18 protein-coding genes and 1 tRNA gene are annotated in these 21,417 nt (G+C 62.8%); 11 read left to right on the top strand and 8 right to left on the bottom strand.

The genetic code is table 11. From position 1 onward, the window contains the following. Positions 1-138: 138 nt before the first annotated feature. Genes IQ25_RS04275 through peaA form a run of 8 tightly spaced genes read right to left on the bottom strand, consistent with a single transcriptional unit; the run spans position 139 to position 10,298 of the window. Positions 139-2,166: a tetratricopeptide repeat-containing sulfotransferase family protein gene (locus tag IQ25_RS04275; protein ID WP_144902629.1), complete on the bottom strand. Its 2,028-nt coding sequence runs from the start codon at positions 2,164-2,166 to the stop codon at positions 139-141. Between the two features lie 9 nt (positions 2,167-2,175). Further along, entirely contained in the window at positions 2,176-2,859 is a 684-nt protein-coding gene (gene qhpE, locus IQ25_RS04270) for a subtilisin-like serine protease QhpE (protein WP_144902626.1), read from the bottom strand. Then, a complete protein-coding gene (locus tag IQ25_RS04265; protein WP_144902624.1) occupies positions 2,852-4,549 on the bottom strand; it encodes an ABC transporter ATP-binding protein in 1,698 nt (565 codons plus the stop codon). Before IQ25_RS04265 ends, qhpE begins: the two co-directional genes overlap by 8 nt. After that, positions 4,546-5,583: a hypothetical protein gene (locus IQ25_RS04260; protein ID WP_144902622.1), complete on the bottom strand. Its 1,038-nt coding sequence runs from the start codon at positions 5,581-5,583 to the stop codon at positions 4,546-4,548. Before IQ25_RS04260 ends, IQ25_RS04265 begins: the two co-directional genes overlap by 4 nt. After that, positions 5,580-6,668, bottom strand: a complete 1,089-nt coding sequence (locus IQ25_RS04255; protein WP_144902620.1) for a YncE family protein — start codon at positions 6,666-6,668, stop codon at positions 5,580-5,582. The genes IQ25_RS04260 and IQ25_RS04255 overlap by 4 nt, the downstream gene beginning before the upstream one ends. A 59-nt stretch (positions 6,669-6,727) precedes the next feature. Next, positions 6,728-7,054, bottom strand: coding sequence for a quinohemoprotein amine dehydrogenase subunit gamma (gene qhpC / locus IQ25_RS04250; protein ID WP_144902617.1), 327 nt, complete (start codon positions 7,052-7,054; stop codon positions 6,728-6,730). Beyond that, positions 7,051-8,505: a quinohemoprotein amine dehydrogenase maturation protein gene (peaB, locus tag IQ25_RS04245; RefSeq protein WP_144902615.1), complete on the bottom strand. Its 1,455-nt coding sequence runs from the start codon at positions 8,503-8,505 to the stop codon at positions 7,051-7,053. The genes qhpC and peaB overlap by 4 nt, the downstream gene beginning before the upstream one ends. Continuing rightward, positions 8,502-10,298 carry a quinohemoprotein amine dehydrogenase subunit alpha gene (gene peaA, locus IQ25_RS04240; RefSeq protein WP_246415380.1) on the bottom strand — a complete coding sequence of 599 codons (1,797 nt, stop codon included), beginning with the start codon at positions 10,296-10,298 and terminating at the stop codon, positions 8,502-8,504. The genes peaB and peaA overlap by 4 nt, the downstream gene beginning before the upstream one ends. A 295-nt stretch (positions 10,299-10,593) precedes the next feature. Here peaA and IQ25_RS04235 point away from each other — a divergent pair. The 11 genes from IQ25_RS04235 to IQ25_RS04185 all read left to right on the top strand — a co-directional run bounded on the left by IQ25_RS04235 (position 10,594) and on the right by IQ25_RS04185 (position 21,390). After that, positions 10,594-10,667: transfer RNA gene (locus IQ25_RS04235), tRNA-Gly, on the top strand. Positions 10,668-11,475: 808 nt separating this feature from the next. Next, entirely contained in the window at positions 11,476-12,876 is a 1,401-nt protein-coding gene (locus IQ25_RS04230) for a TldD/PmbA family protein (RefSeq protein ID WP_144902612.1), read from the top strand. 32 nt (positions 12,877-12,908) lie between these two features. Next, complete coding sequence (gene tldD, locus IQ25_RS04225; protein WP_144902609.1) at positions 12,909-14,369, top strand: metalloprotease TldD; 1,461 nt, start codon at positions 12,909-12,911, stop codon at positions 14,367-14,369. Next, positions 14,366-15,361: a thioredoxin-disulfide reductase gene (gene trxB, locus IQ25_RS04220; RefSeq protein WP_246415381.1), complete on the top strand. Its 996-nt coding sequence runs from the start codon at positions 14,366-14,368 to the stop codon at positions 15,359-15,361. The genes tldD and trxB overlap by 4 nt, the downstream gene beginning before the upstream one ends. Before the next feature lie 27 nt (positions 15,362-15,388). Further along, positions 15,389-15,724 (top strand): thioredoxin, encoded by a 336-nt coding sequence (gene trxA / locus IQ25_RS04215; protein WP_144902607.1) that lies wholly within the window; start codon positions 15,389-15,391, stop codon positions 15,722-15,724. Continuing rightward, the gene (locus IQ25_RS04210) at positions 15,721-16,647 is read left to right on the top strand and encodes a hypothetical protein (protein ID WP_144902604.1); all 927 of its coding nucleotides are present in this window, start codon (positions 15,721-15,723) and stop codon (positions 16,645-16,647) included. Before trxA ends, IQ25_RS04210 begins: the two co-directional genes overlap by 4 nt. Beyond that, positions 16,647-17,549: a helix-turn-helix domain-containing protein gene (locus IQ25_RS04205; RefSeq protein ID WP_144902601.1), complete on the top strand. Its 903-nt coding sequence runs from the start codon at positions 16,647-16,649 to the stop codon at positions 17,547-17,549. Before IQ25_RS04210 ends, IQ25_RS04205 begins: the two co-directional genes overlap by 1 nt. 49 nt (positions 17,550-17,598) lie before the next feature. Continuing rightward, complete coding sequence (locus tag IQ25_RS04200; RefSeq protein ID WP_144902598.1) at positions 17,599-18,201, top strand: sigma-70 family RNA polymerase sigma factor; 603 nt, start codon at positions 17,599-17,601, stop codon at positions 18,199-18,201. Beyond that, a complete protein-coding gene (locus IQ25_RS04195; protein ID WP_144902595.1) occupies positions 18,170-18,373 on the top strand; it encodes a hypothetical protein in 204 nt (67 codons plus the stop codon). The genes IQ25_RS04200 and IQ25_RS04195 overlap by 32 nt, the downstream gene beginning before the upstream one ends. Before the next feature lie 209 nt (positions 18,374-18,582). Further along, entirely contained in the window at positions 18,583-19,548 is a 966-nt protein-coding gene (locus IQ25_RS04190; RefSeq protein ID WP_144902592.1) for a hypothetical protein, read from the top strand. Positions 19,549-19,605: 57 nt separating this feature from the next. After that, entirely contained in the window at positions 19,606-21,390 is a 1,785-nt protein-coding gene (locus tag IQ25_RS04185; RefSeq protein WP_144902587.1) for an ABC transporter ATP-binding protein/permease, read from the top strand. Positions 21,391-21,417: the final 27 nt, after the last annotated feature.

Genomic DNA, 21,417 nt, shown 5'->3' with positions numbered 1-21,417 from the left:
GGGACAATCGATGGATCAAGCGTTATGGACCCCGGCCTTCGCCGGGGTGACGGTTCCATGATTGGTGGCGCTAAAAATCATCGTCGCCCCGGCGAAGGCAGGGGCCCATGACGTCGCTGCAAAAGCTAACCGACAGTTTCAGGCCAAAGGCGCGTCCGGATAGCTTTCCAGCACCGGGCCCAGTGCGGCCTTCAGCGGACCAAGCCATGGCTCGTAGGGCTTCCAGGCCTCAAGGCCATCCTTGAAGATCGGCTGGCGGACCTGTTCGGAGCTGGCCGTGCGCACGGCGCGGTCGTTCTTGTAGAATTCGAGGCACGCCGGATCGAAAGGCACGCCGATGTAATCGAGCAGGCGGCGAACCTCCGCCTCCGTGTCGGCCACCATGCGCTCGTAGATCACGCGGTGGACGTGGCCGGGTATTTGCGCGTCCCACGCCGCCATCAGGCCGACGTAATCGCGGTAATACCTGCCAATGTCGGTCAGGTCGTAAGTGAAGGTCTGGCCGCGCGCGAAGTGCTGCTTCCAGCCCGAAAAGCAGCATGACAGCGGGTGCCGCCGTGCATCGACGATCTTCGCGTTGGGCAGGATCAGGCGGATCAGGCCGGTGTGCTGCCAGTTGTTGGGCATCTTGTCGATGAACAGCGGGCGGTCGGTCTGGCGATGGATGCGGGTGCGCTCGATGTATTCCTCGCCCAGTCGCTGGCGATCCGCCGGGGTGAGCGAAGCGGTCATCGTGGCGAAATCGGCAAACTCGCCTTCATCCACGCGTGACTGCAGACGCGCGCCGATCATCATCATCTCGGGCAGTTCCATCGTGCCTTCGATCATGGGGTGGCTCGACAGGATCTGTTCGACCAGCGTGGAACCCGAGCGCGGCAGGCCGACGACGAAGATCGGATCGGGGGCGGGGCAGCCACCTTCGCCCATGGAGGCGATGAACGCGGCGGAGAAAGTCTGCTTCGCTGCTTCGACATCGGCTGCGAATGCATCGGCATCGTGCAGGATCATCGTGCGGCGCAGGGCATTTCCCTTGTCGTAATGCGCGAACGCGCTTTCTGCGTTCTTTGCGTCCTCGAAGGCCTTGCCCAGCGAGAAGTGCAGGTGGAACACGTCCTCCTTGCGCTCGTCCACCGCATCGGACAACGAGGCGAGGGCCTGCTCCATCGTGGCGATGTCGTCTGCGTTCAGCTTCACTGTCTTGAGGTTGGCAAGGCTCCACCAGGCCTCGCCCATGGTGGGCTGGCGGGTGACTGCGGCGCGATAGGCCTCGACGGCCTCGGCTTGCCTGCCCAGCGTCTTGAGGACATGGCCGAGGTTCTGCCAGACCTGGGGCTGGTCAGGGTCTCCTGCCAGAAGTTCGCGGTAGAGCCCTGCGGCGCGCTCCTGATGGCCGAGCCGCACAAGCACCGAGGCGAGGATCAGCTTGTGGCCGGAGGCGGGGATCGGTGAGCCCTGCAGAACCTCGGCATGCTCCAGCGCTTCGGGCAGGCGGTTGGTCTGGAGCAGCAAGCGGATCAGGAAATCACGCGCCAGATCGAAGCCAGGGGCGAGCGCCACGGCCTGTTCGACGCGGGCAATCGCGGGCGTCATTTCGCCCTTGCGCCAGGCGACTTCGCCGTGGAGGCGCAAGGCAGGCGGGTCGTCGCTCTCGCGCGCAAGGCGCTCGGCCAGCATGGCATCGGCGCCATCGAGATCGCCATCGTTCACGGCGACGGCAGCCTTGAGCAGGCCGGTATCGCGCGAGGAGGCGTGGACGCCGGAAAGGTCTGCGCGCCAGGCGTCCTGCGCACGGCCTGCCTTGCGCAACTGGCGCGCGAGCAGGAACCAGCCCCCGGCAACGGCGGGCTGCAACTGCGTGAGCGCCTGCAACGCGGCGATGGCCCGTGGCGCATCATTCTGGTCTGACGCAACTTGTCCCAATTCCCACAGCACGGCAGGAACGCGGCCATTGTTGCGGGCGAGAGCATCGAGCTTGGCCAACGCCTGCTTGCCCTTGCCCATCCGCCTGAGCGCGCGGGCGGCGAGGAATTCGGCAGGAGGGAAGCCCGGGGCCTGCCGGAGCACCGTTTCGGCAGCGGTCAGCGCCTTGTGGGGCGCGCTTGCCAGCAGGGCCTCTCCCTCGGCGAGGGCTTGCTGGGGCGAAGGCGCACGCAGATGCTGGATCATGGGGCGAGCCTAGTCGGCGCCGGCCCTCAGCGGTGTACGCAATTCGGCGCAAGCAGCCATGACCGCATCCCTACCGCTAAGCCCCCGCGCGGCAATCCAGCCGGTCACCTGCGCCACGGCGAAGCTGACGCCGTAAAGGTTTCGGCGGGGTTCGACGCCGGGGATGGGGCGGGGGTAGCCCGAGGCCATGACCATGCGATGGTCAGGTGAAAGGCGTGGCTCACCGCGCGGCAGGTCCCAGTCGAGGCCGACGCCGAGGACCTCGGGCAGCGAGCCGGGCCAGCAGGGTTGGCCCTCGGCTTCGAACGCGGCGACGATCAGCGCGCCTCGTTCCGCTGCTTCCTCGGCCAGCAGGGCGAAGACCTCGGCGTGCTGCGGATTCGTTGTGCCGAGGCTGAGATTGATCAGGTCGCATTCGGCCTCGAGAGCCTCCCGGATACCGGTCGCCAGCGCGCGGGCCGAGGCGCGCAGGCCATCGCGGAAGACGCGGATTGGGAGCACTTCAGCTTGCGGTGCCAGCTCCTGGATCGCTGCGGTGACGGCGGTGCCGTGTCCGAACTTGTCGAGCGTTTCGCGCGGGTCGGTCAGCACGGTGCCATTGGCGAGGACCGAAATGCCTGGCAGCAGGCGCTCTGCCATGATGTGCGGGTGAGTGGGGTGGACGCCGCTGTCTATGACCGCAACCTTAGCCATGGGCGCTGACCTGAGGTTCGATGCGCGTGCGGCCTTTTTCCAACCGGATCACGTGGTCGGCCATGTCGGCCAGTGCGGGCTTGTGGGTGATCACGATCAGCGTGGCGTGGGGCAGGGCGCGCCTGAGGCCGAGGGCGACGACGCGTTCGGTCTCTTCATCCAGAGCTGCGGTGGGCTCGTCGAGGATTAGCACGTCGGGCTGGCGCAGCAGGGCGCGGGCGATGGCGATGCGGTGGCGCTCGCCCGCCGAGAGGGCAAGGCCGCGCTCTCCGGTGCGGGTTCCGAGGCCTTCGGGGAGGCGGGCGATCAGGGCGTCGAGCCCGGCGGCGCTGGCGGCTGATGCGATCTGTTCGGGTGCCGCCTCGGGCCGGGCGAAGGCAATGTTCTGGGCAATGGTGGCGTTGAACAGGAACGGCGCCTGATCGACCAGCAGTACACGTTCGCGCAAGTCTGCGAGCGAAAGGTCGCGCAAGTCCGCGCCGTCGATGGTCACGCGGCCCCCGACCGGATCAAGGAAGCGCACCAGCAGGTCGGCAAGGGTGGACTTGCCCGCACCCGAGGGGCCGATGATGGCGGTGAGCGAGCCTGCCGGGATAAGAAGGCTGGCGTTCTGCAGCACCGGCTCGCGGCCGTGGTGCATGGTCACGCCTTCGAGGCGGATTTCGCGGGCGACAAGCGGCAGGGGCCAGGGCTTTTCGGCCTCGGTCACTTCGGGCGCAGTGTCGAACAGTTCAAAGATGCGGGCCAGCGCCACGCGCGCGGTGGCGAGGCTGGCGGTAAGGCCCATCAGCGCCTGCACCGGGGCGAGCAGGCGGCCGTGGTAGGTGATGAAGGCAACCAGCGCGCCGATGGTCATGGTGCCATCGATGATCTGCTTGCCGCCATAGAGGATCACTGCCGCGCTCGATGCGGTGACGATTGTGCCCGGGAGGGCGCCGGTCAGGAACGAGGTGGTCTGCATCCGCAGCATCATGGCCACGAAGCCGCCGTTGGCGCGGGCGAAGCGTTGTGCCTCGTGTTCCTCCGCCCCGAGTGCGTTGACCGTGCGCATGCCGAGGATCGTGTCGGCCAGCAGGCTGCCGATGTCTGCGCCGCGCTCGCGCATCTGGCGCGTCAGATCGGTCATGCGGCGCTGGAAGTGCAGGAAGCTCATGACCGCGAAGGGCACCAGCACCGTGCCGACAAGGAACAGCTTCCAGTCGAGCCAAAGCATCATGCCGACCGAGCCGGTGAAGAACAGCACGTTGCTCAGCACCGAAAGCAGGGTGTCACCGGCCACGCGCTGTACATCCGAAACGTCGGAGTTGAGGCGCGACATCAGGTCGCCCAGCCGGAAACTGCCGTAGAAGCGCGGTGAGAGGCGTTGGAGGTGGCGCAGCAGGGCAACGCGCATGTCGAACAGCATCTGCGCCGAGAGCGAAACATAGCGGTAGGAGACCAGCGCATTGACGGCAAAGCCGCCAACCGTCGCGCCCATCATCAGCGCGGCGATCTTCACCAGCATGTCCCAGTCGCGCTTCATCAGCGCTTCGTCGATCATCAGCTTGGAGATCCACGGCTGGGCGAGCGTGAGGCCGGTGGCGAGGAGACTGCCCAGCAGCACCAGAACGAGCCGAGGGGCGTAGGGTTTCAGCCAGGGCCAGAGGCGCTTGTAGGTGCTCCAAGGCGCGATCTTCGGCGTTTGGGTCATGCAGCCTGATCCCGGCGGACAAGGTCGAAGCCGTGAAGCGCGAAGCGTGGCTCGGGTAGTTTTGCCAGCAGTGTGGTCGTCCGCTCATACCCTTCGCGCGCGGCGGCGTACTGCTCATGCCACCAGCGTCCTGCACCGCCGTTGGCGTAGAACGGCAGCGAAAGCTGGAGGTGGCGGCGCAGCGAGGCGAGCAGCAGCGAGTGGTAGTGGGTGGCGAGCAGGCCGGGTTCTTCCCCCCGCGCCAGCGCGCCGATCACGGCGGCGGCAAGGATGCCTTCGCGCGCGGCCTGCGCGGTTCCGTCGCCGCAGATCGGGTCGAAGGCAATGGCAGACGTGCCGCAGGCGAGCCAACTGTCTCCGGCGAGTTGGGCCAGCATCCGGGGGCTGGTGTCGAACTGGCCGCCGGTCGGCTCAAGGGTTTCGATCAGCGGGCCGATCAGTGGTGCATCCTGCGCCAGCGTTTGCGGATCTCCGCCGACGGCCAGCAGCCACGCCTGCCCAAATCCATCGGGGATCAGGAAGAGCCAGCCTGCATCGACCGCCTCGATCCAGCAGGTATGGGCGAGGGCGTCGGCCTTGAGGGTGACGCGTGCGGTGGCTGAAAGACGCGTCCCGAAGCGCAACGTTTCGCCCTGTGGGAACGCGGGCATCGCGTGGATTGCAAAATCAGCATTGAAATCATTGGATTGTTGGATGTGCAACCCACCGTCCAAAGTGTTTCCCCGGGGAAACAAATCAAGAACATTGGCCAGATCGTCTTCCGAGACGACCACCGCGCCATGCGGCATTGCCAACGCCTCGGCGCTGCCCCACTTGACCACGCGCTGTTCGATCCGGGGCCTGTCCGCAAAGAGCGACGCATCGCCGAACACGTCACGGAGCAGGGCGAGGGCCGGATCGCTCAACATGATCACCGGCACCGGACGGCGCAGGCCGGGCTCGCGCGAAAAGGCAAACCCGGCCCGGTCCAGCAGGTGCGCGGCCGTAGCCACCGCGACGCCCTGCCCCCTCAGAAGGATGCCGGTCTCGATCACTGGGTGATGATCATCCCCGCGCCGGTGGTGTCATTGCCGAGGTCGATGGTCTTCACATGTTGCAGCGTCTGCGCGTCGTACATCTCGATGTCGTAGCTGGCGCCATAGATGTAGAGCAGCTTGCCATCGCCCGACATGCCGAACTGAAAGCGCGTGCGGCAGGGGAACTCGGCCTTGTTCTTGACCAGGTTGGTGGTGAGGTCGAGGTGCCAGAACTCGCAGCGCTTGTTGCCGACCTTCTCCTGCGTGACCACGGTCCAGCCTTCCTTCATGTCCTTGGACACTTGCAGGCCGGCCATGCCTCCGCCAACGGGTGCAGGGCCGATCGGACGGAAATCGAAGCTCTTGGTGACAAGGTCGAAGCGGCCCACCCCATAGACCTTGTTCCGGATGTACGGATCCTGCGCCGTGAACATCGAAACGTACTGATCGGGATTGCGCAGGGCTTCCACGCCGCCGCCGAAGCTGACGCCCTCGATGCCGGTCGCTTCGGGCTTGGAGAACTCGAGCCGGTCCTTGACCTTGAGCGTTGCCGTATCAACGACCAGCACCTTGTCGCGGATCAGGAACAGCGTGGTGCCGTCCTTCGACAGCATGTAGTTGCCGCGGCCTGCCCCGTTGCGCACGTCCTCGTCCGGCACGTCTGCGGTGCGGACGACGGCCTTCTTGGTCAGGTCGATCACGCCGAACATCTGCGGGCTGACGGTCCAGCGGTCCTGGAGCTTCTCGAACTTCTGGATCATCGTGTAGAAGTAGCGGCCCGTGGGATCGGGCACGCCGCCGCCGAAGCGATAACGCGTGGTCGGCGTGTTCAGGCTGAACGAATTGACCACCTTCTTGGTCGCGGTGTCGATCACCTCGATGCCGCTGGTCGTGATCGTCGAGACGTAGATCTTCTTCTGGTCGTTCGAGATGCGCATCGCGGTGGGCAGGCCCGAGGCCAGCGTGATGCGATCCTTGATCTCGCCGGTCGCCTCGTCGACGATCAGCATCTTGTCGGGGTAGGACCCCATGAAAACGGTCGATGCCTGCGCCGGGGTGGCGCTGGCAAGGAGCGACAGGAGAGCGAGACCGAGTTTCTTCATGGGTCGGGTCTTCCGATGCAGTGGGGTCACAAGAGGACGGCCAGGTCTGGCTTTCGGCCTCAGGGGAAGATGATGTCGAGGCTGCGCCAGTCCTTGGCCGCGGTCGCGCAATTGCTGGCCCAGTCGGGCGAGTAGTTGACGTGATCGGGCACCTGTACCGGCCAGAAGCAGGTGACGTAGCAATCGTAGATGTCGCGCTCGGCCGGCTGGCACAGGCCCGCGGTGCCGCCGCCCGCATCGACTTCCCAGCCCGGCGAAAACGAGATCGAGCAGCCCATCGGCGTGTGCATCGGCTTCTGCTGGAGCGCGATCACGTCTTCTTCGGTCGAGGCGATTGTTTCCTCGATCCGCAGTGCCTTCTTGTTCAGGGGTTTCAGGTGCTTCATGACAAGCCCTTTCGTGCAGCAAAGCGTTCAAGAAATTCGGGATTGCGCTGGGCGACGGTGCCGTAGATCTTGAGGCAAGCCTCGGTCCATTCACGGATCCAGTCGCAGTAATGCAGGTTGGCGTGGCCGGTATCGCCGTAGCGGACGAAGGCCTCGTGATGGCAGCCGCCCGCGCAGAGCGGACGGGCCCAGCAACTGGCGCATTCGTACTTCGCGCCAACGTGCCCGCGCGTCAGGAAGTCGGTGCGCTTCTCCTTGTCGAGCCCGGTTGTCACGTGGCCGAGCACGTGGGTGTCGGCATCGGTGAAGCGGTGGCAGGGTGACAGGTCGCCTGAAGGGCTTACCCCCACGAGGCCGAGGCCCGCACCACACGGGTGCGACTTGTTGGTGCCCTGGATCAGTTCGCTGATGGTTTCCGACACGTTCGAGAATCCGTGCATCTCGCCGCGCAAGGCAAAGCTGAGCCACTCGGCGGCCAGTTCGTGGAATGCCGAGACCACCGTGTCCATGCCATCGGCATCGAGCGTGTAGGCCTGTTCACCTGAATCCGTCACCGGAGCAAAGCCGACTTCGTGGAAACCGAGGTCGTCCTTGAGGTGGCGGAAGATGCGGATCACATCGGTCACGCCTTCGGTCAGCGTGACGCGGGCGGTGATCGCGCGGGTCTTGTGCCCGGCGATGAGCTTGCGCAGGCGCGGCTCCATCACCGCGTAGGAGCCCTTGCCGCTCTTGTAGACACGGCGCTTGTCCTGCAGGTCGGGCGGGCCGTCCATCGAGACGGTGACGCCGATCGCCTGATCGGAGAGGAACTGGATGATCTCGTCGGTCAGCAGCGTGGCGTTGGTCGTCAGGCTGTAGGTCATGCGCTTGCCGACCGCCGCCGCCGCTTCGTTGGCGTAAATCACAACGTCCCGCAGCAGCTTGAAGTTCATCAAGGTCTCGCCGCCGAAGAAGGTTATGTGCGGCACCTCGCGCTCGCCCGAGCTCTTGAGCAGGAAATCGACCGATGTCCTGGCCGTCTCCAGCGTCATGTACTTGGGCTTGCCAGCGGGCGTGGCGATCTTGTCTGCGCCGAATTCGTAGCAGTAGGTGCAGGCCAGGTTGCACTGGTTGGTGACGTTGAGCACCAGTGCCTGGAGCGGGTAGTCCTCGGGCGGAGCAGGCGGGGCAAGCGGGGCCTCGCGGATCTCGTCCGAGACGATGCCGCGCACGGCACGCAACTCGCGGATCAGGTCCTCGGCGTCGGCGCGCGAATAGCCCTTCTCGACCAGCGCGGCGACCATCTCGCCATAGGCCATCTGCCGTTCGCCAAGGATCGCCATGACGCTGGCGGCGCCTTCGTCGAGTGCGAAGATCGCACCTGCCGAGGCGAGGTAGACGAAGCCCGCGCCATCGGCATCGAACAGGTGGATGTCACCGCGGCGGTACTTGGGGGCGAGGATCGTGGTCACTTGGCCACCTCCGGCTGATCCCAGCGCTTGTAGGCGGGCACCGAGACGACCATGAAGGCCTTGCCCTTGAGCGGCTTGCCCAGCGCGTCCTTCTCGGTCTTGGCCGTGGCGACGACCCAGACTTCGCCGTAGTTGTTACGGCCCCATTTACGCGCCGGATTGGGCCCGTCGATGGCCGGGGTGAACAGCGCGGTCGGGCTGAGCTTGCCGACGTAATTGACGTCATCGTCGTAATAGACGGTCGGCATTTCCTCCATCGCCCAGGTCACATCGATGGGTCCGAGCGCAACGTCGTCGGCGGTGTAGGGCTTGCCGTCGAGCCCGGCGTCGAAGCCGACCGCGTCGAATTGCTGGTAACCGGCTGCGTGCTTCTCGCTGCCACCAAGGCGGGCGAGTGCGGTGTCAGGCACGACCTTGAGGTAATCGACCTTCTTGTAGACCGGGAGGATCGAGGCGACGACCGAGTCTCCGACCGCGATGTCATGCGCGCCGACGGTGGCATCGGCTGCGACATCGACCGAGAGCACTGCTTCGGTCGGGCTGACCGAAACCACCTTGCTGACGACGACGCCCTTGCCGAGATCGAGGTCGGCCGGCTTGAGGCCCGCCGGGAAGGCATCGCCGAGCAGCTTGAGCGTGGCACCCTTCGATCCGGCCTTCAGGGCATAGGGCCAGGTGGCGACGACAGTTGGTTCGGCAGAGGCGCGGGTCAGCTTCACATTGAAGCCGAATTCCTTGTAGTCACCCCAGAACCAGCGGCCCTCGGCAGACTTGCGGTCGGGCGAGAACCACATGGCCTCGCGGGTCTCGTGATCCTCGGGGGCCTCGGCGCGCTTGCCTTCCGGGCCGCTCGACGAGGTGCCGCGCCAGGAATAGCCGGTGTAGACCAGCCCCTTGCCCTTGCGGACGAGGGTGGAGCCATCGGCCATCGACTTGAGCGTGATCGCGGTGGTGTAGTCGTCTTCGCCCGCGGCGGGGGTGACGATCATTTCGCCCACATAAAGCCCCTTGCCGGGCAGCATGGCGTTGACCAGCCACTTGCCGCCGAGCTTGGCCGACTGCTGGCGGGCCTGCCACTTCGTCCATTCAGGCGTGGCGAGTGGGGCAGTCTTGTTGATGTATTCGAGCGCGACTTCGACCGGCAGCGGCTTGGGGGCGCCATTCGCTGGCACGGGCTGCGTCGGGTCCTCCACCGGGCGGCGATATTGCGCGTCGGCCTGCGAATACATCGCGACGTGGAGGTTGCGCAGCAGGCTCCATTCCGCCTTGGACCGGCGCCACGACAGCGGCTGCGCAAAGGCGTGGCACGAGGCGCAGGACTGGCGGATCGTCTCGTTCGGGATGTTTGTCTCGTTCACCATGCGGTGTTCGGGCAGGTACATCACCGGCTTTGCCTCTTCCGGCGAAAGGCCGTGGGTGGCGGAAAGCGCGCGGATCACTGCCTTGGCTTCAACCGGCGTGATCGACAGGCCGTTGAGCGAGGACATGCGGTGGATCACCTGCGCCCAGCCTTCGGGCGTGGTGCGCACCCACGAGATGCGCGAGAGGTTCCCCTTCGCATCTGCGGTATGGCAGGTGCCGCACTTTTCGATGACGGTCGCGTCGGTGACCGGAATGCCCGCTTCGGTTTCGACCGGGTTCGAAGGATCGCGAGGTGGCTCCTTGCTTGCCTGCGCCAGAACGATTCCGGCAGGTAGCGCGGTAAGCGCAAGGAACTGGATGAGTCGGCTGCGCATAAGGCTATTGGCCCGGTTGGCGCTGGATCGGCGGGTAACGGTCTCGGCCACGCTCATGGTCGCAATTTCCCCCTGAAAGCTGGGCCGCACCGGCATGAGTCGATGCGGCTTCGAGGGAAGACTGGACAGATGTCAAAAGTTGGTCAACGCCTTTGTTCGCACCTGCGGGAAAAGGGTTTGACGGGTCGCTGGCGGTGCGGAACCCGCCAAAAGCAAGGTGAGGATCAACCCGCGCCGGGCCGCAAGCAATACGCAGATCGCGCAAGCGCCAGCCAAGACCCGGTTGACCCGCCCGCGCCCCTGTGGCAATCGCCCGCCACGCTCAGGGCCGCGCCAAGCCGCGCCTGCATGGGCGGGTGTAGCTCAATGGTAGAGCAGCAGCTTCCCAAGCTGAATACGAGGGTTCGATTCCCTTCACCCGCTCCAATCTTTTCAATGGCTTCGAGTGACGGTTTCCCTTGGAAGGGCGAAATTCTTCCAACAAAATCTCAAAAACGTGCGCAAATTGCTCCAACAAGGTATTTGTTGGAAGCGCACGGTCAAGATACTGATTATGAACTGTTTTCAGGCCTATGACGTCCTTGGCGCTAGGAATGTGCCCGTCGCTTGGCCGACACTTCTGTCCATTCTCAAAAGAAAATGAGACGATGGAGAAGCCCTCCAGCTTTGGTGGAGAAATTGCCCTTCCAACAAACTGTGCAAACTTACCCGATGTTGGAAGGTTCGGCGATGCGCACGGTGATCGGACCGGCTGGCACAGCCACTACCGGCTTTAACTGTTCATGGGCATCTAAAGGCGGGCCGAGCTGGCCCACGAGAGTTGGCATTGGGCCGTCCGTGGTGTGCAGGATCGTTGTCTTGCGGGCAACGTGGAAATCGGTTTGTCATTCACGCTGATTTGATTGCGGCACGTCGCTCGATTCCGCACAATTCTGGCGAAATTCTGCGTTTCATCCTAAGACCGAGATTAAGTCGCCCGCCGGATGAACCATGCGCGCTTCGGCCATGGATCTGATTCTTCCCGTTGCGCCGGGTTTACGCGTCGCTTGGGCATCAGCCTTTTGCCGATCCAGGACGCTGCCATCAACTCCAAGGTGCACCCTCAGACAACAACCTGGGGCGTAACACGCAATCGGCCTGCGATGCCTGATCTATAACTGACAGCATCGATGCGGAGTCTCGGGGCGACAGATGATGGCCGCCCCATCAGCAGCAGAACCAACAAGGAGCTCTCATGAGCGCGCGCAAGCATTTCCAGTCCGTCGAGGCGCTCGATGAGCAGCCGACCACGTACTTGCTGCAGTCAGAAGCCGACCTTGCCGATGCCGCCTCCTACGCCATCGAGAGAAGCGTCGCGTTGGGTGCAGGTGGGGCAGTGGCGCGGGTCAGCGAGGGTGGCGGGATCAGCGTGACCGTCGCACGGGGCGAAGTGGAAAATGCTGTCCGCGACGGCAATCAGAGTCTCCAGATCACGGTGTTCGAAGACGGGCGTACCGGTATGGCGTCGAGCGAGTCGCTCAGTCGCTCTGCAATCGACCGGGTGGTGGAGCAGGCTATCGGCATGGCCCGCCAGCTCGAGCCGGACCCTGATGCATGTCTTGCTGATCGTGACCTTCTGGCGTGGACTACGCCCGAGATTGCCATGTTTGCACCAACCGGGCAGTCTGCCCAGGCATTGACCGACGCGGCTCTGGCGATTGAGCATGCCGCAGTGACGACGTCGACGGCTGACAGTTCCAGAGTGTCGGAAGCAGGAGCGTCGAGCCAGGACATGCGCTTCGCGCTTGCGACCAGTCACGGATTCTGTCGCAGCTGGAGCAGTTCGGCCCAGCACAGGTGGTGCCAGACGATTGCCCAGCGCGGCGACGAGATGAAGCAGGGAAGCTGGTCATCGGTTGACCGGCAACTCGGCGGACTCGAGCCTGAAGAGGCGATCGGTCGGCGCGCCGCACGGAAGGCTCTGGATACGCTTGGGGCGGAAAGCCTCTCCACCCGCCGCGCGCCCGTGCTGGTCGATGCTCCCGTGGCGTCAAGCCTCGTTCGCGCTCTTTGTGCGCAGTTGACCGGTACGGCGCAGTTCCAGCGGATGACCTTTCTGCCCGATGCCCAAGGCCAGGTCATCAGCGCGTCACACCTTACGCTTGTCGAAGATCCCTTCGAGCCCTTCGGACTAGCCAGTGCGCCTTTCGACGAAGAGGGCGTGGCTGGCGAGCGGCGCGATATCGTGCGCGACGGCGTCGTGACCGGGCTGTTTCTGGATACGCGGATGGCGCGCAAGCTGCGTATGCAATCCACAGGCAATGCCGGCGGGATGCGGAACCTTTCGCTCGTCAGCAAGGGCACTCTGCCAGACGATGACATCGGCGCGATGTTGCGCAAGCTGGGCACCGGTCTTTGGCTGACCCGCATCATGGGCGGCGCAACCAATCCGGCAACCGGCGTCTATTCACAGGCGGCAGGCGGTTTCTGGATCGAAAATGGCGAGATCGTGCGACCGGTTCACGGCTTTACCATCGCAGGAAACCTTCAGGAGATGTTCAAATCCATCTCTGCGGTCGGCGCCGACATTCACCGTTCAGGCGGGATCAGGGTCGGCTCGCTGCTGCTCCCGGACATGCAGATCGCCGGCCGTTGATCAGAACCCGTTCTCCGAAAGAGATGCACCCAATGTCTTTCCCTTCAGTCGATCGTCTGGCGCGCGCGCAGGACACCCTTCTTGTCGCCAACGACCTTGATACTGCCAAGCTTCAGGATGGGCTCAGCAGCCTTTGGGCTCGCGGAGGCGATTATGGCGATCTTTATCTTGAGATGACCACGCGGGACACCTGGTCACTTGAAAGAGGGAAGGTGACGCGTGCAGCATTCGCCATTTCCCAAGGTATCGGCGCCCGCATCGTCACAGGCGACAAGACGGCCTTTGCCTATTCCAGCGACATCAGCGGCAAAGCCATCGACGCGGTGACAGCCGCAGCGCGTGCCATGCAGTCTCATGGTCAGGATGCTGCCGAGAGCGGACGCGGTGTCAGGATCGAGGCTATAGGGCAGGATGCGCAGGCCTATGGGATCATGCATGCAGCCGGTGGCATGGACACGATCGAAAAGGTCGCCATCCTGCGAACTCTGGATGACCTGGCTCGCGCGGTCGACCCGCGCATTACCGAGGTCAATGCGCAGCTAGCCGTCGAAGACTCGACAATCCTCGTTGGCGCCACCGATGGCACACTTGCCGGCGATATCCGGCCTCAGATCCGGATCAGCCTATCGGTTGTGGCCGAGAGCAACGCGAAGCGCGCTTCCGGCTCAGCTGGTGGCGGCGGACGCTTCATGCTTGCCGAGTTCGGATCTGACCGCCTGCAGAAGCTTGTCGAGAAAGCCACGTCGGTCGCTCTCACCAATCTCGAGGCCATTCCTTCGCCTGCCGGCGAAATGACGGTTGTGCTGGGCAACGGCTTTCCCGGTGTCCTGTTGCATGAGGCTGTTGGCCACGGTCTGGAAGGCGATTTTCATCGCAGGCAGGAATCCGTGTTCAATGGCATGATCGGCCAGCGGATCGCCGCTCCGGGCGTTACCGTAGTCGACGACGCCACAGTGCCTGGTGCCCGCGGATCGTTGAACATCGATGATGAAGGGGTCGCCGGGCAGCGCACCGTGCTGATCGAAGATGGCTACCTTGTCGGTCTGATGCAGGACAAGATCAGCGCGCGGATCATGAACGACAAGATGACCGGCAACGGCCGCCGCCAATCCTACGCCGACTTGCCAATGACCCGGATGACAAACACCTTTCTGGAAAGCGGTCCTTACGATCCGGCAGAGATCATCGCTTCGGTGAAGAATGGCATCTATGCCGTGGAGTTCAGCGGGGGTACCGTGGACATCACATCGGGCCAGTTCAACTTCTCGGCGGAAAAGGCATTCCTGATCGAGGACGGCAAGGTGACCGCTCCCATCGAAGGGGCGACGCTCATCGGCGTAGGCAACGAAGCTCTCAAGCACATTTCGATGATTGGGAACGATCTGGAGCTGGGCATCGGCTTCTGCGGCAAGAATGGCCAGACGGTTCCCGTGTCCGTGGGGCAACCTACGATCCGCATGGATCATGTCGTGGTCGGCGGTGCGGGGGCATGATGCGTAGACGTGAAACTCCCGCCTCGTCGCGCCACAGCAAGGTTCTGATCATCGGCTCGGGCCCTGCGGGATACACCGCCGCGATCTATGCCTCGCGCAGCGCCCTGAACCCGCTGCTGATCGAAGGTCCGCAGCCAGGTGGGCAGTTGACGATCACAACCGAGGTCGAGAACTGGCCAGGCGACATGACTGTCCAGGGTCCCGATCTGATGGTGCGCATGGGTAATCACGCCCGGCATGTCGGTGCGGAGGTGATTTCCGACTATATCGTTGACGTCGACCTTTCGAAGCGTCCGTTCCAGGCCACGGGTGACATGGGTGACCGCTATACGGCTGATAGCCTGATCATAGCCACCGGGGCCAATGCGCGCTGGCTGGGTCTGGAGAGCGAAGCCCGCTATCGGGGACAAGGTGTTTCGGCCTGCGCCACTTGCGACGGCTATTTCTTCCGCAACAAGCGATGCGCGGTGGTTGGGGGAGGCAACACAGCTGTCGAAGACGCACTTCACCTCGCGAATTTTGCCAGCGAGGTCTATCTGATCCACCGTCGTGACGCGCTACGCGCCGACAAGACCAACCAGGCGCGGCTGTTCGCCAATCCGAAGGTCAAGACGATCTGGAATGCGCAGGTCACCGAGGTGAAGGGGGATGGTGGCAAGGTTACCGGCGTCGAGCTTGCCGATATGCGGACTGGCGAGAGATCGATCCTGGATATCGACGGGCTGTTCATTGCCATTGGTCACGATCCGGCAACAAGCCTGTTCCGGGGACAGCTGGCGATGGACGATGAAGGCTACATAACGGTCACGCCGGGGGCGACGGCGACAAGTGTACCCGGAGTGTTTGCCGCAGGCGACGTGCAGGACAAGCACTTTCGGCAGGCGGTGGTTTCTGCGGGCATGGGCTGCATGGCCGCGCTGGAGGCCGAGCATTTCCTGTCAGGCAGTGCCGCCGTTGCCAATCAAGTCTCGCATGAGAACACCGCCGCGTAAGCCGGACCCCTGTTGAAGGAACATGCAATGTCCAAGCTGAAAGACGTCACGACTGCAGAATTCGAAACGGAAGTGCTGTGTTCTCCAATCCCGGTTCTGGTCGATTTCCACGCAGTCTGGTGCGGTCCCTGCAAGGCGTCTGCACCAGCTCTTGAAGATGCTGCGCGTGAATTCGAGGGCGAGATCGCGTTCGTAAAGGTGGACGTCGACCAGGAGGCAGAGATCGCAGAAGCCTATGATGTGCAGGGTGTGCCGACCTTCATTCTTATCAAGGATGGCCAGCCGGTCGAACGGTTCCAGGGACTGGTTTCGCGTGGCAAGCTTGCTGGCGTTCTCGAGCAGTTTGTCGGAGACGGCAAGTGACCGCCTTTCGTGCCTTTGGTGACGAGCGCAAGCGCGCGTCTCTGATCGCGGATATTGACGCGAAGGGTCCGATTTATGCCGCATGGCTAACGCGTGAGTCCGTCGCAGGGGACATCTCTCTCGTGTCCGACGACTATGGCCTTCACCCGGCATTTGCACGCCTGCTACCCTGTCTTGGCGCATTCGGCGAGGCGGAGGACGCACGGCCCTTTTACGGTTCACTGTTTGACGCCATTCCGACCGGGGCAGATACGGGCGCTCTCGCACGTGAAGCTGTGCTTCTGGCATGGACAGACCCAACCTACGGCCGGTCGAAGATCGTACCGCAGGGCGCGGTGCGCGAGGCTTGCGAAGGCGTGGTCGCTCTTGTCCGGCAGTCGATCGATGCTCCCGTCGACAGAAAGGCTTGGCGTGCTGCACGGACGAGGCTGCTGGCGTCGGCCTCTGGCGATGCAGGCTTGGAAAAGACGGTTGATTTGATGATGTCGCTTGCCTGGGATCTCGATCAGGCACCCGGGGCCGCGCAGGATGTGATGGTCGCGTGGACGGCAGGGATCAATGCCGAAGCCGATGCATCCGACGAGGATGCCTTCAGCCTTGAAGAAGGTGAGCGCTTCGAGATCGAGATGAACAAGATCAACGAAGAGGCTATGGAAGCACTGGCGCAAAGCCGTTCGATGGACAGCATTGGCGTCGAGGAATTTCTCGAGGTGGTTGATCGGATCTGGGTCGCAGACCCCGTGCGCAATGACTTGAGAAGGCGGTCAAGGGCGAGGCGCGAACGGTCGAATGCCAAGATGGCCGTCTGGCGTGCTGCCATCCAGAAAAGGGTTCTTGAAATCGCCGATCGGTCGTTTGCGCAGCGGACCGACATCATGCCAGAGGGCGTGCCGCCCGAAACGCTCGATCTGTCCGGCATCTGATGGCAGTCACTCCCGCCCAACTCGCTTCGATTTTCGCCGCTAATCCGGTTCGAGGATTGCGCGGCGGAGATGGATGGAAAGTTGACAGCACCACGCGCGATATTGCGGGTTTCCATACCCTGAGAACCAATGCCTTTGCGTTCTCGCTGGAGGGCGCAACGTCATTCGACAGTCCCGGGTTCTGTGCGCTGGTGATCGTTGTTGAGGCGGGCGAACTGACCATCAGCCAGGCAGGTCACGTCCGTACGCTGTCAACCGGCGACATTTTCGTGGCCTGTGCATGGCAACCCATGACGCTGGAGGGATCAGACAATCTCGACTTGTTGATCGTCACATTGCCGGCCTGGTGGGCAATGCAGCGGTTTCTGGACGGCTTCCTGATCCTGCCGGACCTGTATGTGGCCAAGGATTATTTTGCCGCTTCGATAATTGAACAACTCGTACGATCAATTCTGGCTCTTCCAAGCAGTGAGGACACCGCCTCATCGCAGGGCCTGACCATGCTGGCCGATCTCATGCGGACGGCGCTGGTGGCGTGCGTGGACACCGGAAAGGCTCTCCCGCGCTGGCAAGGTCGAATGGGTGCGATCCTTGAATTCATCATTCGAAATCTCGATACGCCGGGCCTTTCGGCGCAGGATGCGGCGACCAGCCTGAAGTGCTCGGTCCGGACGATCTACAAAACCTGCGCGGTATACGGCACCAGCTTCAATGCTTTCCTGATCGAGATCAGGCTCGTTACGGCACAGTATCAGCTGGTCCGCACCCACGATCGCATTTCGCACATCGCCTATGGCGTGGGCTTCGCCAGTCTTTCCCATTTCTCCCACCAGTTCCGTGCCCGCTTCGGCGTCTCTGCCAAGGCAATGAGGCAGGAACTGGGTGCGCGAGCGCGGCGATGATGCGGAAGATGCCTGTCACGCCGTGCCATTGTGATCGGCTTGCCGCGTCATGACGCGAATTCAGACCGAAAGAGCCCGTTGGCTGGCGCAAAACATCGTGCCGCTCGAGCCGCGTCTTCGATCATGGTTGGCACGCCATCAGGTTGAAGGGCTGGACGTCGATGATATCGTCCAGGAGGCCTATGCGCGGCTGGCGGCCGTAGAAAGTGTCGAAGCCGTCTACAACCCGTTTTCCTATCTCATTCAGACGGCACATTCGATCATCTGCACCCATCTGAGGCGATCACAGGTGGTTTCCATTCGTGCCGTCGATGACAGCGAATTGACGCGCTTTGAATGCCAGGAGGCATCGCCCGAGCGATGTGCTTCGGATCGAGACGAGCTACGTCGTGTTGGCGAGATCGTTGCAAGTTTCCCGAAACAGGTCGCAACCGTCTTTACGCTGAGGCGTGTCGAAGGACTTTCGCAGCGGGATACCGCGGCGCGCATGAACGTTTCTGAAAGCACCGTGGAAAAACATATGGCAAAAGGCATCCGATTGTTCATGGATGCAATTGCCTGTTCCGGAATATCACCGCGTGGCGCGTCTAGACCACGCAATGAGAGCAACACTGGGTCTGATGGCCGATCGCGAAAGCAATGCGCGGATTGATGATGCAGCGGCCATTTGGGCTGCACGTATCGATGCGCGTGCTTTAACCGCTGATGAGGAGATCAGGCTGGAAAGATGGCTCGCAAAGGATATCCGTCGGCAAGGCGCGCTTGCGCGCGCGCTGGCTGTTGCACTGCACATGGCCGATGGGAGCCCGCAATCCTCGGACTAGCGGTCATTTCGGATGCCCCGCAATCCAACAAGCCAAGCGAGAAAATTGGGGCAGTTACTGCGGAAAAGGCGAGGTCATGCGTCTCTGGTTAGCATGGGTTCGCACATCCTGCTCTAGAGGAGTGGTGCGCATCCGGTTTCCGGGGGAACGATGCTCGAAAGTAGCAAACCAGCCTGTGCCCCCCGATAGCAATCTAGGGGATGTCGTAGATGTCAGTTCGAGCGTTTCTGGGCGATGCGGCATTGAAAGCCGCCACGCTTGATCGAGTTCGGATACGCTGGGAAGCGCGGCAGATCATGCCGCTTATCTATATGAAGTGGTCGCCCGATCGTGGCTTTGCCTCATTGACGGGGACCATCGGCGAAACCGGCGATCCCGAAGCCTTTACGGGGCGGACAGGGATACCTCTTGAACTGGCGCTATTGTGCGAGACGCTGATCAACGCCGGCATTTCCTTCGTCGATGATCCAGAAGCGCCTTTCGGCACGACCCTGTCGGGAGATGACAGGATCTTGGCCTTCGGCATCGAATGGCTGGAGGCGCTCGATGTCGCACACGAGTTGAGCAGCGTCGTGTCGCGTTTCCTGCCGGTGTTTCTGTCCGGAATGATGTCCGACGACATTCCGCTTGTGCAGCATGTTTCACCAGAAGTACGTGCGGCGGCTGACGACATCGTGGCCCTTTGGACGCGTGAGTTGCAGGGAGAGGCGGTTTCCCGTCAGGAGTGGCGAGCCGTCCGCGCCGGCGCTCTCTGCGCGTCGGAGGCATCTAGTGAGCCAGCAGCGTATCCATTTGCAGAACTTGTGGAATCTCTGCCGTGGTCGATTTCTGGCTTTGCGCCGGAGTTTCCAGCGATATGTCACAGCTTCCTGCACGGCTTGCTGCAGGCCCTTGCTGCGGAGCTACTGTCCCCCCAGGATCGTGCGATCTGGGCAAAGGCGGCAAACGGCGCCCGTACACTCGCGCGGGCGCGCGGCGAGCAACGTTTCGCCGGTGCATCCGACGAAGCTATTCTATCCCACTTGCCTGACGTGGAACGCGCAATGTTCGAGAACTCGCAGCCTGCCGTGATGTCGCGCATGAGTGCGGCCAAGAATTCTGCGCGCCGGCTCATGACCAGAATGCTGCGCCAGCAGATGGATCAAATCCTTGGGCTATTGCGATCCGATAGCTGACTGGCTCCGCCCCAGCCTTTCCCATCGTACCCGACACCATTGACCGAGATTCCCGAGATGACCGAAACCGACCTGATCGATCCATCCGCACAGAGCGCTGCTCGGGACGAAAGGCCCCCGGAGGTTCCGCCGGGCACGGTCTGGCTGCATGTGAAGTACGGCGCCGGGATGATCTGGCGATACATCAAGGCCGAACCCGTAATCGGCGTCTTTCTGATCGCCTACCAGTTCGCGCAAAGCACCGTGACTGTGGCGGTGCTGCTCAAGATGCAACTGGGCTTTGCGGCCATTGTCAGTGCGCTGGCCGCCAGGAACGGGACCGAAATCCCGGGGATCGTCACCGAAATTCTGCTCTACAGCGCCGGAATGGCCATCCTGAACATGGTCGGTGTGTGGACACGCCTCGCATTGCGCATCCGGATGCGCAAGGTGTTGACGACCCGCCTGCTCGATAGCTGGATGCAGGACAACCGCTACTTCCATCTCGAACAGCGGGCGCAAATAGATTATCCTGAACAGCGCATCCAGGAAGACATCTTTACCTTCGTGGAGAAGGTGACCCTCATCGGCGTTTCTGTCGTTGCATCTGTCTTTGGCGTGTTCCTGTATACTTCGCAGCTCTGGCGGCTTTCGCCCCCACTGGTATTCCCCTCGGTGGGCATGACCGAGCCGGTTCCCGGCCTGCTTGTCTACGTGGCATTCACGCTTGCGATTGTCATGACGGTGCTGGTCCACTGGGTCGGCCGGTTGCTTACCCGTGCAGAGGTTGTTCGCCAGCGGCTTGAGGCGCAGTTTCGTCTGGAAATGCAGGCGATCCGGGGCAACGGCGAATCCATTGCGTTTGCCCGCGCGGGAGCGCTCGAACGCAAGCGGCTGGCCAACACCTTTGACCTGATCCGGGTCAACTGGCGCGCCTACACGCTGGCGAACATGCGGATCACGATCGTCACCGGCCTGCCGGAGACCTTCATGTTCCTGTTCCCCTACCTGATCTGCATTCCCTTCGTGCTCGATGGGAGAATGCAGGTGGGTGACATCCAGATCGTCATGGGATCATTCACTGCGGTCTACATGGGTATCAGCGCCATCGTTACTCAGTACGCCGAACTTGCGATTCTGCGCTCGGCCGTCGCACGACTTCAGCTGTTTGAGGATCTGCTCTCCGTACCGATGGACAGTGGCATCACCGTCAGGGATTCGGCCGACCGGAGCGTCGAAGTCAACGGTCTCAGGGTCTCCTATCCCAATGGTCAACCCATGGTTGAGCTGGATGAGTTGAAGATCACGCCTGGCTCCCGCCTGCTGGTCCAAGGCGGTTCAGGGGCAGGCAAGAGCACCTTGCTCAGAAGCATCGCCGGTCTCTGGCCTTACGGAAAAGGTGACGTCGAACTGCCCGGCAACGCCAAGGTCGCGTTTCTGCCCCAGCGAAACTACATGCCTGACGGCACCCTTGCGGCCCTCATGTCCTATCCGGACGATCCGGACTCTCGTGGCGATGCCGAATATGTCCAGCTCCTGGAAGCTCTTGGCCTTGCGCGGCTGGCACCGCAGTTGCACAGCTACATGCCGTGGAGCCGCATTCTATCGCCTGGCGAGCAGCAGCGCATTGCTGCGGCGCGGGCAATTCTGGCTCATCCCGATTTTCTCTTCGTGGATGAGGCGACGAGTGCACTCGACGCCGGGTCCGAGGAACAACTCTACAAGGCGCTGGTCGAACGGTTGCCCAATGCCGCGATCATCTCGGTGGCGCATCGTCAGAGCGTTGCCGCCTATCACGATCGGCGACTGCTGATCGAGAACGGCGTGGCCGAGGTTTCGCCACTGCAAGGCCAGCCATCCTGATGGTGGCAGCACACCCCCCTGTCCGTC

Source organism: Novosphingobium taihuense, assembly GCF_007830315.1.
Classification (GTDB): Bacteria; Pseudomonadota; Alphaproteobacteria; order Sphingomonadales; family Sphingomonadaceae; genus Novosphingobium; species Novosphingobium taihuense.
The sequence above is the reverse complement of the archived record's forward strand: the minus strand, read 5'-3'. Positions and strand labels throughout refer to the sequence as shown.

Bases quoted from the DNA above. Each gene is read 5' to 3' on its own strand.
- tldD (WP_144902609.1), top strand. From the start codon at position 12,909: ATGTCTTTCCCTTCAGTCGATCGTCTGGCGCGCGCGCAGGACACCCTT.
- IQ25_RS04195 (WP_144902595.1), top strand. From the start codon at position 18,170: ATGGCCGATCGCGAAAGCAATGCGCGGATTGATGATGCAGCGGCCATT.
- IQ25_RS04255 (WP_144902620.1), bottom strand. From the start codon at position 6,668: ATGAAGAAACTCGGTCTCGCTCTCCTGTCGCTCCTTGCCAGCGCCACC.
- IQ25_RS04265 (WP_144902624.1), bottom strand. From the start codon at position 4,549: ATGACCCAAACGCCGAAGATCGCGCCTTGGAGCACCTACAAGCGCCTC.
- IQ25_RS04230 (WP_144902612.1), top strand. From the start codon at position 11,476: ATGAGCGCGCGCAAGCATTTCCAGTCCGTCGAGGCGCTCGATGAGCAG.
- IQ25_RS04275 (WP_144902629.1), bottom strand. From the start codon at position 2,166: ATGATCCAGCATCTGCGTGCGCCTTCGCCCCAGCAAGCCCTCGCCGAG.
- IQ25_RS04200 (WP_144902598.1), top strand. From the start codon at position 17,599: ATGACGCGAATTCAGACCGAAAGAGCCCGTTGGCTGGCGCAAAACATC.
- IQ25_RS04205 (WP_144902601.1), top strand. From the start codon at position 16,647: ATGGCAGTCACTCCCGCCCAACTCGCTTCGATTTTCGCCGCTAATCCG.
- trxB (WP_246415381.1), top strand. From the start codon at position 14,366: ATGATGCGTAGACGTGAAACTCCCGCCTCGTCGCGCCACAGCAAGGTT.
- IQ25_RS04185 (WP_144902587.1), top strand. From the start codon at position 19,606: ATGACCGAAACCGACCTGATCGATCCATCCGCACAGAGCGCTGCTCGG.
- qhpE (WP_144902626.1), bottom strand. From the start codon at position 2,859: ATGGCTAAGGTTGCGGTCATAGACAGCGGCGTCCACCCCACTCACCCG.
- trxA (WP_144902607.1), top strand. From the start codon at position 15,389: ATGTCCAAGCTGAAAGACGTCACGACTGCAGAATTCGAAACGGAAGTG.
- peaA (WP_246415380.1), bottom strand. From the start codon at position 10,298: ATGAGCGTGGCCGAGACCGTTACCCGCCGATCCAGCGCCAACCGGGCC.
- IQ25_RS04190 (WP_144902592.1), top strand. From the start codon at position 18,583: ATGTCAGTTCGAGCGTTTCTGGGCGATGCGGCATTGAAAGCCGCCACG.
- qhpC (WP_144902617.1), bottom strand. From the start codon at position 7,054: ATGAAGCACCTGAAACCCCTGAACAAGAAGGCACTGCGGATCGAGGAA.